The following is a 14,529-nucleotide window of genomic DNA, read 5'->3' as shown; positions in this document are numbered from 1 at the left end:
TCGCGCGCCTAGACTGCGGGTCGCAATGATGATTGGGAGATCCCTGTAATGACTGACTGTGTGTGTAATGCCGTATCCAACCGCCATCCCGACGCCTTCTCGGATGCAGAGACTGCGGCCCCCGCGTGGATGGCCGTCTTCTCGCTGGCAATGGGGGTGTTCGGATTACTGACCGCTGAGTACCTTCCGGCCAGTTTGTTAACACTGATGGCGACTGATTTGGGCGTGTCCGAAGCGCTGGCTGGCCAGGCGGTAACGGTGACAGCAGTGGTAGCGTTGTTCGCCGGATTGTTGGTGCCAGGCCTGACCCGCGGCATCGACCGACGTTGGGTGTTGCTGGGGTTTTCCACGTTGATGGTTGCCTCCAATCTGTTGGTCGCCGTTTCTTCCAGCTTCGCGGTGCTGCTGTTGATGCGCATCTTGCTGGGGGTTGCCCTTGGCGGGTTCTGGAGCATGGCTGCGGCGGTGGCGATGCGCTTGGTGCCGAGTGCGCTGTTGCCTCGGGCGCTTTCGATCATTTTCAGCGGCATTGCCGTCGGGACGGTCGTTGCAGTGCCGCTGGGCAGCTATCTGGGCGGGCTATATGGCTGGCGCAGTGCGTTCTTTGCAGCGGCGGCGGTCGGCATGGTGACCCTGGCGTTTCAGTCATTGACTTTGCCACGCCTTGCGCCGCGCCGGCCGGCACGTCTGCGCACGGTTTTCGACGTGTTGCAGCGCCCGGGCATCGCCATGGGGATGTTCGGTTGTGTACTAGTGCATAGCGGCCACTTCGCGATGTTCACCTATGTTCGGCCATTCCTTGAAGGCACTACCGGCATCGGCCCGCAAGGGCTGTCGCTGATGTTGCTGGGCTTCGGGGTGGCGAACTTCGTCGGCACACTGTTGGCCGGCAAGCTGCTGGAGCGCCACCCGCTGGCCACTCTGGTGCTAATGCCTGCGCTGGTCGGCGTTGCAGCACTGGCGCTGGTGCTGCTGCCGCCCTCGTTGCCGGGGCAGGCGGTACTGCTGGCAATCTGGGGCTTGGCCTTTGGCGGTGTGCCGGTGGCGTGGTCGAACTGGGTCGCCAGCGCGGTACCTGATCAGGCGGAAAGCGCCGGCGGCATGGTGGTGGCCTCTGTGCAGTCCGCCATCGCCACGGGCGCCGCCGCGGGTGGTGCAGTATTCAGCCTCGGTGGCAGTGCAGGCGTATTTGTAGCGGCAGCCGTGCTGATGCTGCTGGCTGCGTTGCTGATTGCGCTGCGTGTCCGGGTGCCTTCTGTCCATGGCGTTCGCGAGCCCAGGCCCGCGTTGCACCTTTGATTCGGTTTTCCAAACCGCCTCTTTGCGCTTTGGGTGGATGTCACTTTTGGCACTGGTAATCTTGAGTCACCGTGGTTTCCAAGCAATGAAATTGCCCCATCGTTTGACACACGGATTTCTCCGCGCCTGGTACGCCGACGCCCATCCCCATAGCCGGTACGCGCAATGCCCGCACTGGCTGCCAGGCTTACTTCGTGCAGGTCAAGCAGTTATCGGGCTCTGCCACGCTGCATGACGTGCTCCTGTGGCAGTGCATGGGTAAGGAGGGGGTTCAAAGGCTGATGTTGATGACTGACGATCCTGTCCTGCGCGCTATCGCTTTTTTGTCCCGATTACTCATACCTATTTAGCCCACCCAACGATGATTCACTCCCTAGGCTGGCTGCTTCGCAAGCTACCTTTGAGGAGTGACTTCATGTCTGAAAACAACCCACTGCTACAGCCCTACGACTTGCCACCGTTCTCAGCCATCCGGGCCGAACACTTGGTGCCTGCCGTTGAGCAGATCATCACTGAAAGTCGCAACGCCACCGCCACGATCATTACCAGCCAGGCGCCATTTCCCACCTGGGACGACCTGGTGCAAGCCCTGGAGGCGTTGGAGGCTCGCCTGGATGGCGTGCTCAACCTCATTGAACTGCTTGACGCCCACCCCCAAGAGCCGACATGGGCGCAGGCATCGCACCGCAGTTATGAGTTGGCCATGCAATACAAAGCCGAGTTGGCTGTGAACAACGACCTGTATCAGTTGCACCGACAGCTTGCCGATAGCCCGATTGCGGCGCTTTTCAATCAACAACGCCACAGTGCGTTGCGTAAAATATTGCGCAAGTACCATTTGGCTGGCCTTGATCTTTCTCCTGAGAAGCAGCTACGGCTCAAAGCGCTGAACCAGCAAATCGGTGAGTTCAGCCAGGAGTTCCTGCGCCGGGTAAGAGACTCCAGCGATGCATGGCGTAAGCACATTCAAGACAAGGCGCTGCTGAGCGGACTGCCCGAGGCAACCTTGGCGCGCCTGGCGGTCGCGGCTCGGGACGCAGGTCTGGATGGCTGGTTACTAACCCTTTGCGAGCAGTCCTTTCAGGACGTGATGAGCTACGCCGATCATCGAGCCTTGCGCCAGGAAATGATGGTGGCTTACTACAGTCGTGCCGTGGACACCGGTGCGGATGCCCTTGCCACCGATAATGAACCGATCCTGACGGTGTTGCTCGACAGCCGTCACCAGAAAGCACAATTGCTGGGCTATGCCAACTTCGCCGAGCTGGCGTTGGTGGAGCAAACGGTGCAGACGAGCGATGAGGTCGTTGCCTTTATGCATCAACAGGTTGAGCAGGCACGCACGACATTCGCCGATGAGGCGCAACAACTGCAACGCTATGCCGCGCAGCACGGGGTCGACGCTCTGCAACCCTGGGATCACAGCTATTTCGTGGAAAAAATCCGTCAGGACGTGGCCGGCGTTTCCCGGGATGCGTTGCGCAACTATTTCCCGTTGGACACCGTGCTGCAACGCTTGTGCACCTTTACCCAGACCCTGTTCGGCGTTGAGCTGGTCGAACAGACCAGGGTCGATACCTGGCACGCGGATGTGCGGGTGTTTGAGCTCAGGGAGTATGAACAGCCGATCGGACATTTGTTCATTGACCCTTATCGCCGCGTAGAGGGTGGCGAGACTGGCGCCGCCTTTGGCTTGCGCAGCCACCGAATGACGGCCGAGGGGCGTCCACAACGGCCTATCGCGGTGCTTCGCAGCAAGTTGCCACGGCCGACGGAGGCCCAGCCTTGCTTGCTGGATCATCTGCAATTGAGGGTCTTGTTGCATGAGTTCGGCCACTGCCTGCAGCACCTGTTGACCGTCGCCCCCTATCGGGCGATTTCCGGTATGGACCAATGGAGCCATGATGCGGCGGAATTCTTCGGCCAAGTGCTGGAGCAGTTCTGCTTTACTTCGCCGTTCCTGGTCTGGCTCTCTGGCCATTTTCAGACGGGAGAGCCCTTGGGTGATGATATGGCCAATAAAATGAGCCGATGGGTTCACACCCAGACCAGTCATGAAACCGCCAGTGTATTGCTCACAGGCCTCGTCGACTTCGAATTGCACCGTACCTACGGTGACGGGCGTACACCTCACGAGGTGTTCACCCAGGCCAACGCTGAAGTGGGGTACTTGCAGTGGCCTGATGGCGCCCGCCCGATCAACCGCTTCGAACAACCGATGGGGAGCTATGGGGCCAAACTGTATTCCTACCCGTGGTCCGGTGTGCTGGCCCGCCAGGCTTTTGAGCGGTTCGAGCGCGATGGCCTGTTCAACCCAGAGACCGGCAAAGCCTTCCGGGACGCTTTTATCACTGAGGGGGACACCGGGACGCTGCTGCGCTCACTTGCGCTGTTCCGCGGGGACGGCAAGCGATGCGCCGAGCTACTAGCGGGGCATGAGCATAGGCATATGTAGCTCCTCGACTGAAACGTGAAGCGCCAGAGTGATCTTTTCCGATCACTCACCGCTGCTCAGTTCAGCAGCCCATCCGGCATGGAGCGTATTCAATGGTCACGGACAACCCACCGTACTTTTTCAGCGAAACTCAAACCGATCGCACGCAGCTCAGCGAGCGCCAACGCGCACGCAACTTTACCCTCAAGGACCTTGACTGGTTCGACAGCGTCTACCTGGCCACCGATGCGTTGCGACGCGCACAAACAGTGCCGATGCACGTCCAAACCCTGCAACTGAACGTACCCGGCCAACCGGCTATTGAACTGGCGGGCGCCTTCGTCATGAGCCCCGCCCCGGAAGGGGGCGTTATTCTCTACACGCCCGTTCGCGGCCTGGAAAAGCTGCAAAGCCATGACGCACTCAAGACGCAACTGGGGGCGTGGCTCAAAGACCCGGCGCAGCGCCAGGGGTTGCTCGATTACCTTTCCATCTCCCAGCAGCACATCCTGACGCCCACTGCGAACCTGACGATTAGCGCACATACCGTGGGTGGCGCTGTCTTCCAAGCCCAACACACGACCCTCGCCAACAACCTGCTGGAAAACGCCCGTCTGATGCGCGAGGAACTGCTCAAACTGCCCAGTTTCACCTCGCTGCTGGATGAATACATTTGCACGCAGTTGGCGCAGACGTTTGCGGGCGTCGATCAGCACCGAATCCAGGTGCACACGTATGTTGTCGACACCTCCAGCGAATCAGGCACCGCTGACAAGCCACCGCTGCGGCACACGACCACCCGCACGTTGAGCGCAACTATCCTCCAGTATTTCGTCAACAATGGCTGGCCTGAAGGCGAAACCCGGCGCTACGTTGACCCTCAACGCACGCCTGACCCGCAGCAGCCCGCTCACGGGGCTGACGACCAGTTACGTTGGGAAGCCTCGGTGCAAGGGCTGGCGCGGGGCTTGCGAGCCCACATGAAGCAACAGCCTAAGGCATTTTGGGCGCAACCTGCTTCCACCGGGGCCTCACGGCTGCAACTGTTTACCCATGCCATGGCCAATGCCTTTATCACCGTGGCGCTGGACCAACAGCAGCAAGCGGCGATTACGGTTGACCAGCGTTTGCAACTACTGGCCTTGCCGCTCAAGGCTGCGCTTGCCGCAACAACGGCGGTTCCCAGCGTGACTGTTGAAAAGGCACTGCTGCAGGCGCCAGGGCAATCCCCTGTCGAGCTGGCAGGCACACTCATCATCGGCAGTGAAGAAAGTGACGATGACTCGCCCTGGCTGCTCTACACCCCACACCAAGGCTTGCAATCGTTCACTGCACTGGATGCGCTGAAAACCCACCTTATCGATAGCCTCAACCCGCGGCAGCACGCCGATGCCTGGAGAAACCACCTGTCCAGGTCGCAGCGCTTTAACGAGGCCGATCTGTCGGCCTGCGAGGTCATCAAAGCCCCGATCACGGGGGGTGTTTTCGACAGCATCATGGTGGGCATTATTGAGAAGCAAGGCCGCAACCTTGAATACGCCCTCGATCAATATCGCCTGAGCCAGGGCACGATGGACCTCGATGCCCTGGTCGATCATGTGCTGGATGTGCGTGGCATGATTGATCCAAAACTACTGACCTTCGAGCCCATGGGCCGCTGGAGCACCCAGTTGGCAAGTACCTGGACTGCGGCGGCGACAGAACCCAGGGTTCCGCCAACGCTCTCGGCACTGCGCACCTCTGTGCAGTTGCTCGAAAACGTCAGCGCTGAAATCGAACGCCACCTGGCATGGCGCCCCTCGCTGGAGAATTCCGCCACCACCTACCTCAACACCAAGCTGCACGCTAAACATCAACACCTGCAGGCAGCGTGCCTCTCGGTGCGTCAATACAGCAGCCTCTCCAGTGACACCGATACACCTCAACTGCTGTCATCGAGCAGTATGGTCGAGTATTTTCTGGCGCGTTTATGTGGCGATGTGGATTCACTGAACGACCCGTTGAACACTCACGTCTACTCAGTCACATCTGACAATACCGCCACCAAGATTTCAGGCTTGGACATCACTGACTTCAATACGCTGATCGACACTGCAGTCGAGGGTTTCAAGCCGTATCTGCGCAGAACCCACAGTGCGTACCCCAACATGCAACCCTTGCTGAGAAAAGCAATGGAGATGGGCTTGACCGGGGAAATGCAAGTCAGGCTGTGGAACAACGCGTTATTGCCCCTGGACTACGAAGTACTCTCAACCGTACTGGGTATTTACGCCCGAGACTTGCGCCTGAGCGTCAACGGGTTTCGCCCTGATGCGTTTGCGTTGGCGATCACACCCACTGGGCAAAGTACCCAACAGGTACTCACGCACTGTTTCATGCTGACTGAGCGCGGCGGGCTTGACCCTCGCTATTGCGGTCGTGCACTGCTCTGGACGCCCGCGTTGGGACTGGAAAGTTTCCATTCATTGAGCCACTTCAAAGCAGAGGTTGATCGACGTCTGGCAAGCCCGCACGAACGACAGGCTTTGCTGGAGAACCTGGCGCAACCGGACTGGCACGCCCATCCTACCTATGCACTCAGCGCCCTTGAGCTGATCGAAGACAACCTCGTCGAACACTTGCAACGAACCTATGCTCAACACAAAGACCGTGAGCTGGAGCGAATCCTGGCCACGCAACTGTCACTCGAACAGTTGCGCAAGCTGTGGCAGGTTCAAGCCACGCAAGACCTGGCGCCTACCAACCTGCGGCGTGCCATGGACATGGTCCAGGCCATGATCGTGCAACATGGTTTGCAATGGTTGGGCAACGCCAGTGCTGTCGATCAACAGCTCTATGCCGAGTTGTTGGAGCAGTATCGAAACAATGTCACTGATAATCAGGATTACCTGCACGGGATCGACTCGCTGGCTCGGTTCACGCACGACAAACTCAGCGCTGTGCTCAAGGACGGTGACGACCAGGCCAGCATTACGCCGGATGACGTCGAAGTCGGGCTGCCGGCGCAGGGCAGTACGCCTGCGCGCAACCAGTCACTGCTGGACTATGCCTTGAGCCATCAATCGTATTGGAACGATGAGGTGCCGCTGTTCGCCAGCACCGGTAAAACGCCATTACCCTCCGCGCTGGATGCACAGACGCTGAAAACGCGGATACAGGCGCTGAATATCAATGGGGCTTATCAGACTTACATCGAAGGATTACTGGGCCCCACCAGCCTGGATTTTGAGCAACGTGCTACACGATTCGCCAAGCAACTGCCGTGGCAACTGATGCAATACGCTCATGGCATGATGCTGCAAGGTCAGCTTTCACCGGCGGCCTTCGGGCTCATTCAACAGATCATGGACATGCCCGATGCTATCGCCCGGGCCACAGTGGTGGACGCCCACGCCATGATCCGCCCTCTGGAACTGCTGGTTGATGACGGGAAGAACACCATCAGGATTCCCGGGGCTTATTTGATCGGTCCCGCCTCAGGTGACGCGGGGCCTCTAGTCCTTTATGCCCCCTATAGTCCAGGCTACACCCTCAAGGAATATTCGGTTGAGGCCGCACTGCGTGCCGAGCTGACAGCCAGCGGCGCCTTACAGCGTTGGGTTCGGCTGCTGGCCCCGGCCGTTGACCACGCAGCACTGTCCAGCGCACTGGAGCAACCCCAGGCCAGCACTGCCCTGCAGCTGGCATGCAACCCCATCAACGCGCCTTTGTTTAAGCAGTTGTACACCGAGAATGTCGAGTTGCTGACAACGTTGCTGGGCTGTCAGAAAACCGCCAATGCAGGCACTGCCTGGGATACGGCCAAAGCCGTGTTCGCTGAGGGTGTGCAGCAGGCCATCGTGTTTTTTGCCGGAAAACTGGCTTACCCCTTGATAGTCTGGCAGAGCTTCACGTTGTTCAAAGCGTCTGCCGAAGAGCTGCAAAGCCACCAATGGCATGAGGCGCTGGGTCATTTTATCGGCGGCGTCGCCTTACTGGTCGGTCTGCGCAATTCCATGCCTGCCGTATCGGAGGGCGGCACACTCCCGACAACCGAGCCGACCCCACCGTCTTCCACGCCTGCGACCGCTGTGGTGTCCTGGCCGGCGCTGGACATTACCGCTGCGCCACGCACCCGGCTCCAGCGTTTCGAAGTCCTTGAGCCGAGCTTGGCCAGCCTGATCAAAGACACCTCACTCAACCTTTACCAATCGGCCTCCAACCACTATTACGCAGCAGTGGCAGGCAAAGTGTTCCAGGTCATCAAGCACGACCAGGGCTGGCGGATCACGGGGGAGGGGGAGGTCGGCCCGTTGGTGCACAGCAACACCCGACAACAGTGGATGCTCAGCAGCACTGACCCATTGCTGACGGGGCGACGAGCTATTGCGCGACTGACCAATCGCTTCTATTCCGAGCCATTTGCGCGCCCCAGCATGAATATATTGGCCAGCGGCATGCGCCAGATTCGCGCGCTTTACGCTCAGGAGTCGTTGATGATTACTGAGGCACTGGCACTGGCCACGTTTTATGCAAGGAACGCCCAGGACAACCTGCGCCTGCTCGCACAAACACCCCTGGCTGCACCTGATGTCGCCAAACGAATCAAAACGTTTTTTGGCCTGCAGACCATCGAGGCCGAACACCTTGAAAAAATTCAGGCGATCGTCGACACGGTCTGCAGTGCGTTGATGGAGCCCTCACTGACCGGCGCGGACTCAGCGCGATTTGTCATTGGCCACTCGCGGATACCGGCGCTTCAGGGGGCCTACAAGGTGATGGCTTTTACGATCGTCCCCGACCCCTTGCAACTGGTGTACTTGACCGAAGCATTCTTCAACCCGGGTCTGCAATACGATCATTTGTTGATAAAACCCTTCCATGTCGACGTCCACGCCCGTGCGACTACCCTCATTCACGAAATCACGCATCATGTCTGTGCGACATTGAACTTGGCTTACGTGCAGTCCACCCATCCTTTTCATGACCTGATTGACCCCCAAACCCCGGCGGGCAGTAAAACCAAGGCGGCCCTGGAAAACCGCCAGCTTTCAAGCCTGTCGCTCAGCACCCCGACGCAGCAGCTGTTCCAGGTGGTTGATATCGCCACCGGCCTCAAAACCGATCCCGCCAAGGGCTCGTCGACACAACCTGTGCTCGACCGGCTGCTCACGGTCACCGGCACCCAAACCCTCGCCGATGCTCGACAAACTTTCCGTACCGATCCGCTTAAACGCATCCTTACGGTACTGAGCAACGCGGACTCCGTCGCTTACCTGGTTGCGCAACTGGGGCGTCGCAAAGAGATACCTGTTGCCCTAACCAGCGATTCGCCCTGATTCACCCAGCAGTAACCACGATGCGAAGCGAGCCGCTCTTGATCTGCTTTTGATCTTAAGCGCCCCGTCAAACCACGCTGGCGGATTACGGGCACACCGAGCCTAGGCGAGGTGCCGAGTGGTGGGGCAAGAGCGTTTTGCTTACTTTTGCGCTTTTCAAAAGTCAGCCGCTGTCAGAGCGGAACCCTAAGTGGCCGTTACCGCAGGAATGGATATGTACACAATCCAGCTGTGTCGACTGTGAGGCCGTCTTCGCAGGCAAGCCAGCTCCCACAATTGGATCGTGAGGTGTCAGGTAGATAGGCGTCGCCTGACTGGCCGCCATCGCAGGCAAGCCAGCTCCCACATTTGGATTGTGGGGTGTCAGGTAGATAAGAACCGGCTCTCAGGCCGTCGCGGGAGCAAGCTCCCTCGCCACAGGTTCGGCGTCATACCGAAGTATCACGGTGCACTACACCGTTACCGCGTTCGAATACGCCTGCGTGGTACTTCTTTTTGCCAGGCTCCCCCACCTCGGGTTTTGGAGCCCCAACGGACAAAAAGGACGTTTTCCATGCCTCGCAACCTACCGCTGCCACCCCCCGACACGCTGATCGCCAGAGCCGTCGGCACGCGGTTCATGCATCACCCCACCTTGATCTCCGTCACCGGCCAATGGCTGGAAAAGGGCATCAAGGAGGCCTATCCCAACCTGGACTTCAACCTGGTGACCACCAAACTGGCCACCCCCAATGCATTGGGCGGGTGGGACCTGCGGGTTTTGCTCAATGTCGCGCTCGACTACCTGGGCAACGGTACTTCGCTGGATTTTTCGACGCGCTACAACCGGGATCACTTCCTGACCAACCAGGCGCCCACACCGCTGGCCCTGGCGGACGAGGCGGCGCCGGCCGTGGATATGCGCGTGATCGAGCAGGTCATTCGCGAGCTTGCTGACGTGGTTCCGACGGCGTTTCAGCAGGCGTTGATTGCCTATTGGGACCAAGGGACAGGGGATGAGCCAAACCGTTGGCACGGGCTCAGCGAGCTGCTGCGCAGTAACCTGATCCACACGGCCATCACGACGGCATTTGCCGAGCCCGCCCGTGCCGTCATTCAGCAGGTCACCGACTACCCGGATCGGCTCGACCGTGTGGCGGCGATGAAAACCAAGGCCGTGCACGTCTATGTCATGGAAACCACGCTGACCCGAGCGGGGGCCTCGTTTACCCTGTTATCGCCAGACCTGCTGGTGGTCAACGCCTCGCTGATCCTGCTGTGCCCGCTTTCGGGGGCGGTTGAGTCATTCACTTCCCATGATGCGTTCGATCAGTATTGGGCAGCGAAACTCGACGCTGCTTTTGTCGCGGATGCGATGACGTGGAAGCGTTTTGAGCCCAACGGCAATGTGTTTCAGGTTCAGGCCGCGGCGGTGCTCAATCAGCAGCTGCAGGACCTGGCGGCCATCCCGTTACCTTCTGGCCGGGGGCTGCATGCGCTGGAGCAGCAGTATGACGCCGTGAGCGATCCATCCCCCTTGTTTGTGAACCCGGCGCCGCACTCAGCGGGGCCGACCGGCCTGATGGAAGACCGGCTGCCCGACTGGCTGAAGGACGCTGCGCAGACTCAACGCCTGGCTTATCGCACCCATGTGCTGGAACTCGCCAGTGCCAAGGCCCGAGCTGGCGGGCAGTCCTTTCTCGACGGCGTGAGCGACCTGCGTACGTTTGCAGCGAAGGCCCTGCATGCGCAGATGCTGGTCGATCAACCGATAGCCCCCGGCTACAACCCTGACGAATTGGAGCTGACCTTTGCCGTGGCGGCCGGGTACCCAGGCGGCGCGGGAATTATCCAGCGCCAAACCCTGTCATTGACCGACCTCGCCCTGTGCAACCTGGTGGGCAAGCCCAAAGGCCCGATGACCATTCGGCATACGGGCGGTCAATTGATCCAAGACTGGACCACCCCCGATTACCTCACGGATCTGGTCCAGCGCGTGGACATCGGCAAGGCCTACCCTGACTACCTCAAGCGCCTGCTGCTGGCCGATAGCGACGACACCTTGCAACGCCAGCGGCTATTTGGCGAGCAACTACGGGCGCAGTTACCGTTGCAGGCGTTGACGCTGGCGATCCAGGGGCAACAGGGGTTTACGGTGCTGGGCTATCGCTATGTCGCTGCGCTGATGCAACGCAGCGCTGCTGAGCGGGTGGTCGAGGGGCGCAAGGTCGTCATCCGTGCGCTGGCCCTGCTGCGCAAACCGGGGGCCGAACCGGACAAGGTCGACAACCTGTTTGTGATCCAAGCCCAGGACCTTGAACCGGGCCCGGTGATTCTTTATCGCCCGCTGTATGCTCAAGCGTTGACGCAGTACGCCAGCCGCGAGGCGTTGCTGGCGGCGATTGCCCAGCCTGGAGCCCTGCAGGACAGCGTGCTGATGTGGCTTGGCGAACCCGCGCGGCCGGTGTATGCCAACGGTGGGTTCACTGAGCCGCATATCCTGCGTTTCGGCCTGGGGGCTGAGTTTGACCGGCTGGAAACGCCCAGCCCCGCGACCTTGGCCGCCGATGAGGGCAGTGAACAATTGCTGCAACACCAACGCAATGACCAGTTATTGCCGTACCTGTTTGGCGAGCATGTGCGCGCACTGGTGGACTTGGCTGAGCGCGAGTCGGTGTCCAATGCCGAAAGTCGCTGGGCGCTGTTGCTCGAAGGTGGCGGGCTGTTGCTCAACACCTTGCTGTTGCCCTTGTTGCAAGGCTCGACGATGTCGATCGCATGGTTGCTGCTGCTGACTCAAAGCTTGCATCAGGACATTCCCGCCCTGCAGAGTAATGATCCGACCACCCGCGAGCTGGCCTGGGTAGACCTGCTGAGTAGCCTCAGCCTGGCGCTGTTGCACATCTCTGCGCGCGCCATCCCTGAACAACCCTTGATCGCCGCAGACCTGAGCAGTACGGCCGTGGCCCTGGCGCACTTGCGGCGTCCCGCTGGAATGCTGTCCAGCGCAGCCAAACAGCTGGCCGGCCCGGTTATGCTGCCTGCCGTGCCGATTGCTGAAGGTCGCACCGCCTTTGACTTCTCGTTCTCCAATGCGCTGAACGGCCTGAGCACCAGCCAGCGTGCCTATATCCAGCGTTTTAAAGTGCCGCGTCCCGCAAAACTGCCGATGCCGGTGATGACCGGGCGTCTGCAGGGTCTTTACCGCCTGGACAACGGGCTGCACGCCTTGATCGGCAATGACGTGTACCGCGTCAGCCGCGAGTCGAATCGCGTATTTATCGTGGATGCGCTCGACACCTCACGCAGCGGCCCGTGGTTGAAAAACGATGGTAACGGCCGATGGAGCCTGGACCTCGCGCCGAAGCTGCGGGCGGGTGCGCCGGGTGACCAGATCAAGGCGCAACAACAAAAAAATCGCGCTGCGAAAAAGCACATGAAAGCCGAACAAGCCCGGCTTGATCTGCAAACGGAGCGCGAGGCGGATGTAATGACCGCCCGTTTCGACAGCGTGAAAGCGCAGCGCGATCTGTACCTCTCAGCCAGAAACAAACTCAGGAACTGGTGGGCACTGCTTGAGCAAAATACCGATGAGCGAAAAGTTGCCTTCCTGAAGAAACAGCACGAAGACGAACAGGCCAACTGTCAGGCACTGCTGCAATCCTTCAACCAGGCCCTGGAAGCGTTCGTCGTGCAGGCGGGACGTTTGATCGAGGCACGCCGCACGCTGATCAAGGCGATCAAACCCGCAACAGCGGCGTTGGAAACCAGCGACTTCGAGAAGGCTCGTTCCACTGAGTATGGCGCCATCAGCGCCACGCAATTGCTCATCCATAACCTGCACTTGGCGCTGGCCATGGACAGCAGTTTTTCACCACGAGGCGAGTCGGTAGGGGCGATCGCCCAGCGTATCGACGTGAATACGCCGACGCGAACACCCGAGGCTTATCAAGACCTCATCGCGCGTATGGTGGCGATGAACGACCACGAGCAGCAATTGCTGGAAGACACCTACGCCCTGGAGGCCACCCTAAATGAGCACGCGCAGGACTCCACCCGAGGGCTGGGGGAGAGTCGGGCATTCATTCAGTCGCTGCCCACCCAGGAGATGGCCGACCCCTTCAACGTGGCGCTGAACAATCTCAACTTGCTCAGAACCTTGAGCATCGACAACCTCGCGCTGACCGACGCGCCCGCGGTCCAGCATTTTTACCAATTGCTCAACGAGCAGGGCCTGCGACTGGCGACGTCCTCCCACATCGCCCTGAGGACCTATGCACATTTTTCGGTGAGCGAGCGCAAGGCGGTGCTGGCGACCTTGATCAACCAGTACGCGCGCCTGGCGAGTGCATCCGAAGCGCTGCACGAGCTTGACCCGGCGTTGAGCCGCCCGCTGTATCAAGCCCGCTTCCTGGAGCGGCTGGATCAAGCGCGCCAGAGCGCCGAGGCCGAGCTGGCGGCGCTGGTACGAGAGGAGGAGGGCATTGCCATGCCAAGCCGCGCACCTGCACTTCGAGCCCCCAGGCGTTCCAACCATCGAGCCTTTAAAACCCAGCGACGCGGCACGTTGATCGGCGATGTGCGGGCGGCGCAATCGGCCGAGCAGGTGGCGATCATGGAAATTCGCGACCCGTTCAATCAACAAGCGGTTGGCCGTTTTGTCGAGCATCCCAGCGAAGGGGTATGGAAGGACTTGGTGATCGCCCGCCCTGAAAAGCCGACGCCTGTGCCCCCTCAACGCTCTTTGGCAACGTTGAAACGCGCTGCCGATCAACTGACGGCGCAAAAGCAGGGTATCCGGCGCTCTATCCAGTTCCAGATGAAAAAGCTGCAGGACCAGACGCGCCGCGAACAGGTCGACCCAAGGGATTGGGAGGTCATGCTCACGCAGCACGCCAATAAGTTCAGCGACATCATCCGGGAAATTGAGGCGGCCCATGCAGACAAGCCCGGTGTGCCGACGTTGCTCGATCACTACCGGGCCGAGGTTGCCAGCCTGCTCGAAGAGGGGCGCGACTACCGCAGCACCGGCTACAAGGCGCAACGCCCTTCCCAGGAAAACGTCGATTACCTGTGGACCCATCGCCAGGTCGATATCAACCTGGTGCATGGGCGCCAACTCACCGCCAGCGGTGACTATGTGGCGGAGTTCGCGGTGCGTGAAAAAAATGCCTCCACGGTGCTCTGGTATGCCCACTTTCATTATGCTGACACTGAGGTGGCGGACAGTGCCTACCGTGTTGCCCATCTCAAGTTGGCCCAGCAGCGTTTCCTGCGGCAGAAGGATCTGGTGCGAGACGCCGGCGCCAACGACAGGGCAGTGTTGAAGGTGATCTATGCCGACGTGACACCGCCATTGGATCAAAAGCTGTTTCTGGGGTTGTTGGTGGGGGACTGAGTACCTGGCCGGTACAGCTTTGATGCATTACGTGCCCTCAGCCAACGGTGATGGGCAGGATAACTACCTATCTGACGGTCCACGGTCCAAAATGTGGGAGC

General features: G+C 59.9%; 4 protein-coding genes. All 4 read left to right on the top strand.

The window, feature by feature from the left end:
- Positions 1 to 48 precede the first annotated feature (48 nt).
- Complete coding sequence (locus A7K61_RS06840; protein WP_069557262.1) at positions 49 to 1,299, top strand: MFS transporter; 1,251 nt, start codon at positions 49 to 51, stop codon at positions 1,297 to 1,299.
- A gap of 415 nt (positions 1,300 to 1,714) precedes the next feature.
- Positions 1,715 to 3,754 carry a M3 family metallopeptidase gene (locus A7K61_RS06835; RefSeq protein ID WP_069557261.1) on the top strand — a complete coding sequence of 680 codons (2,040 nt, stop codon included), beginning with the start codon at positions 1,715 to 1,717 and terminating at the stop codon, positions 3,752 to 3,754.
- Positions 3,755 to 3,846: 92 nt separating this feature from the next.
- Positions 3,847 to 9,051 (top strand): dermonecrotic toxin domain-containing protein, encoded by a 5,205-nt coding sequence (locus tag A7K61_RS06830; protein ID WP_069557260.1) that lies wholly within the window; start codon positions 3,847 to 3,849, stop codon positions 9,049 to 9,051.
- Between the two features lie 553 nt (positions 9,052 to 9,604).
- Complete coding sequence (locus A7K61_RS06825) at positions 9,605 to 14,428, top strand: dermonecrotic toxin domain-containing protein (protein WP_069557259.1); 4,824 nt, start codon at positions 9,605 to 9,607, stop codon at positions 14,426 to 14,428.
- Positions 14,429 to 14,529: the final 101 nt, after the last annotated feature.

Origin of the sequence: Pseudomonas sp. AP42, assembly GCF_001728935.1 — a bacterium.
Taxonomy (GTDB): Bacteria; Pseudomonadota; Gammaproteobacteria; order Pseudomonadales; family Pseudomonadaceae; genus Aquipseudomonas; species Aquipseudomonas lactis.
Note: the sequence above shows the minus strand (reverse complement) of the source record. Positions and strands in the feature narration are given on the sequence as shown.

Excerpts from the sequence above, each read along its gene's own strand:
- A7K61_RS06835 (WP_069557261.1), top strand. The coding sequence starts at position 1,715 with ATGTCTGAAAACAACCCACTGCTACAGCCCTACGACTTGCCACCGTTC.
- A7K61_RS06840 (WP_069557262.1), top strand. The coding sequence starts at position 49 with ATGACTGACTGTGTGTGTAATGCCGTATCCAACCGCCATCCCGACGCC.
- A7K61_RS06830 (WP_069557260.1), top strand. The coding sequence starts at position 3,847 with ATGGTCACGGACAACCCACCGTACTTTTTCAGCGAAACTCAAACCGAT.
- A7K61_RS06825 (WP_069557259.1), top strand. The coding sequence starts at position 9,605 with ATGCCTCGCAACCTACCGCTGCCACCCCCCGACACGCTGATCGCCAGA.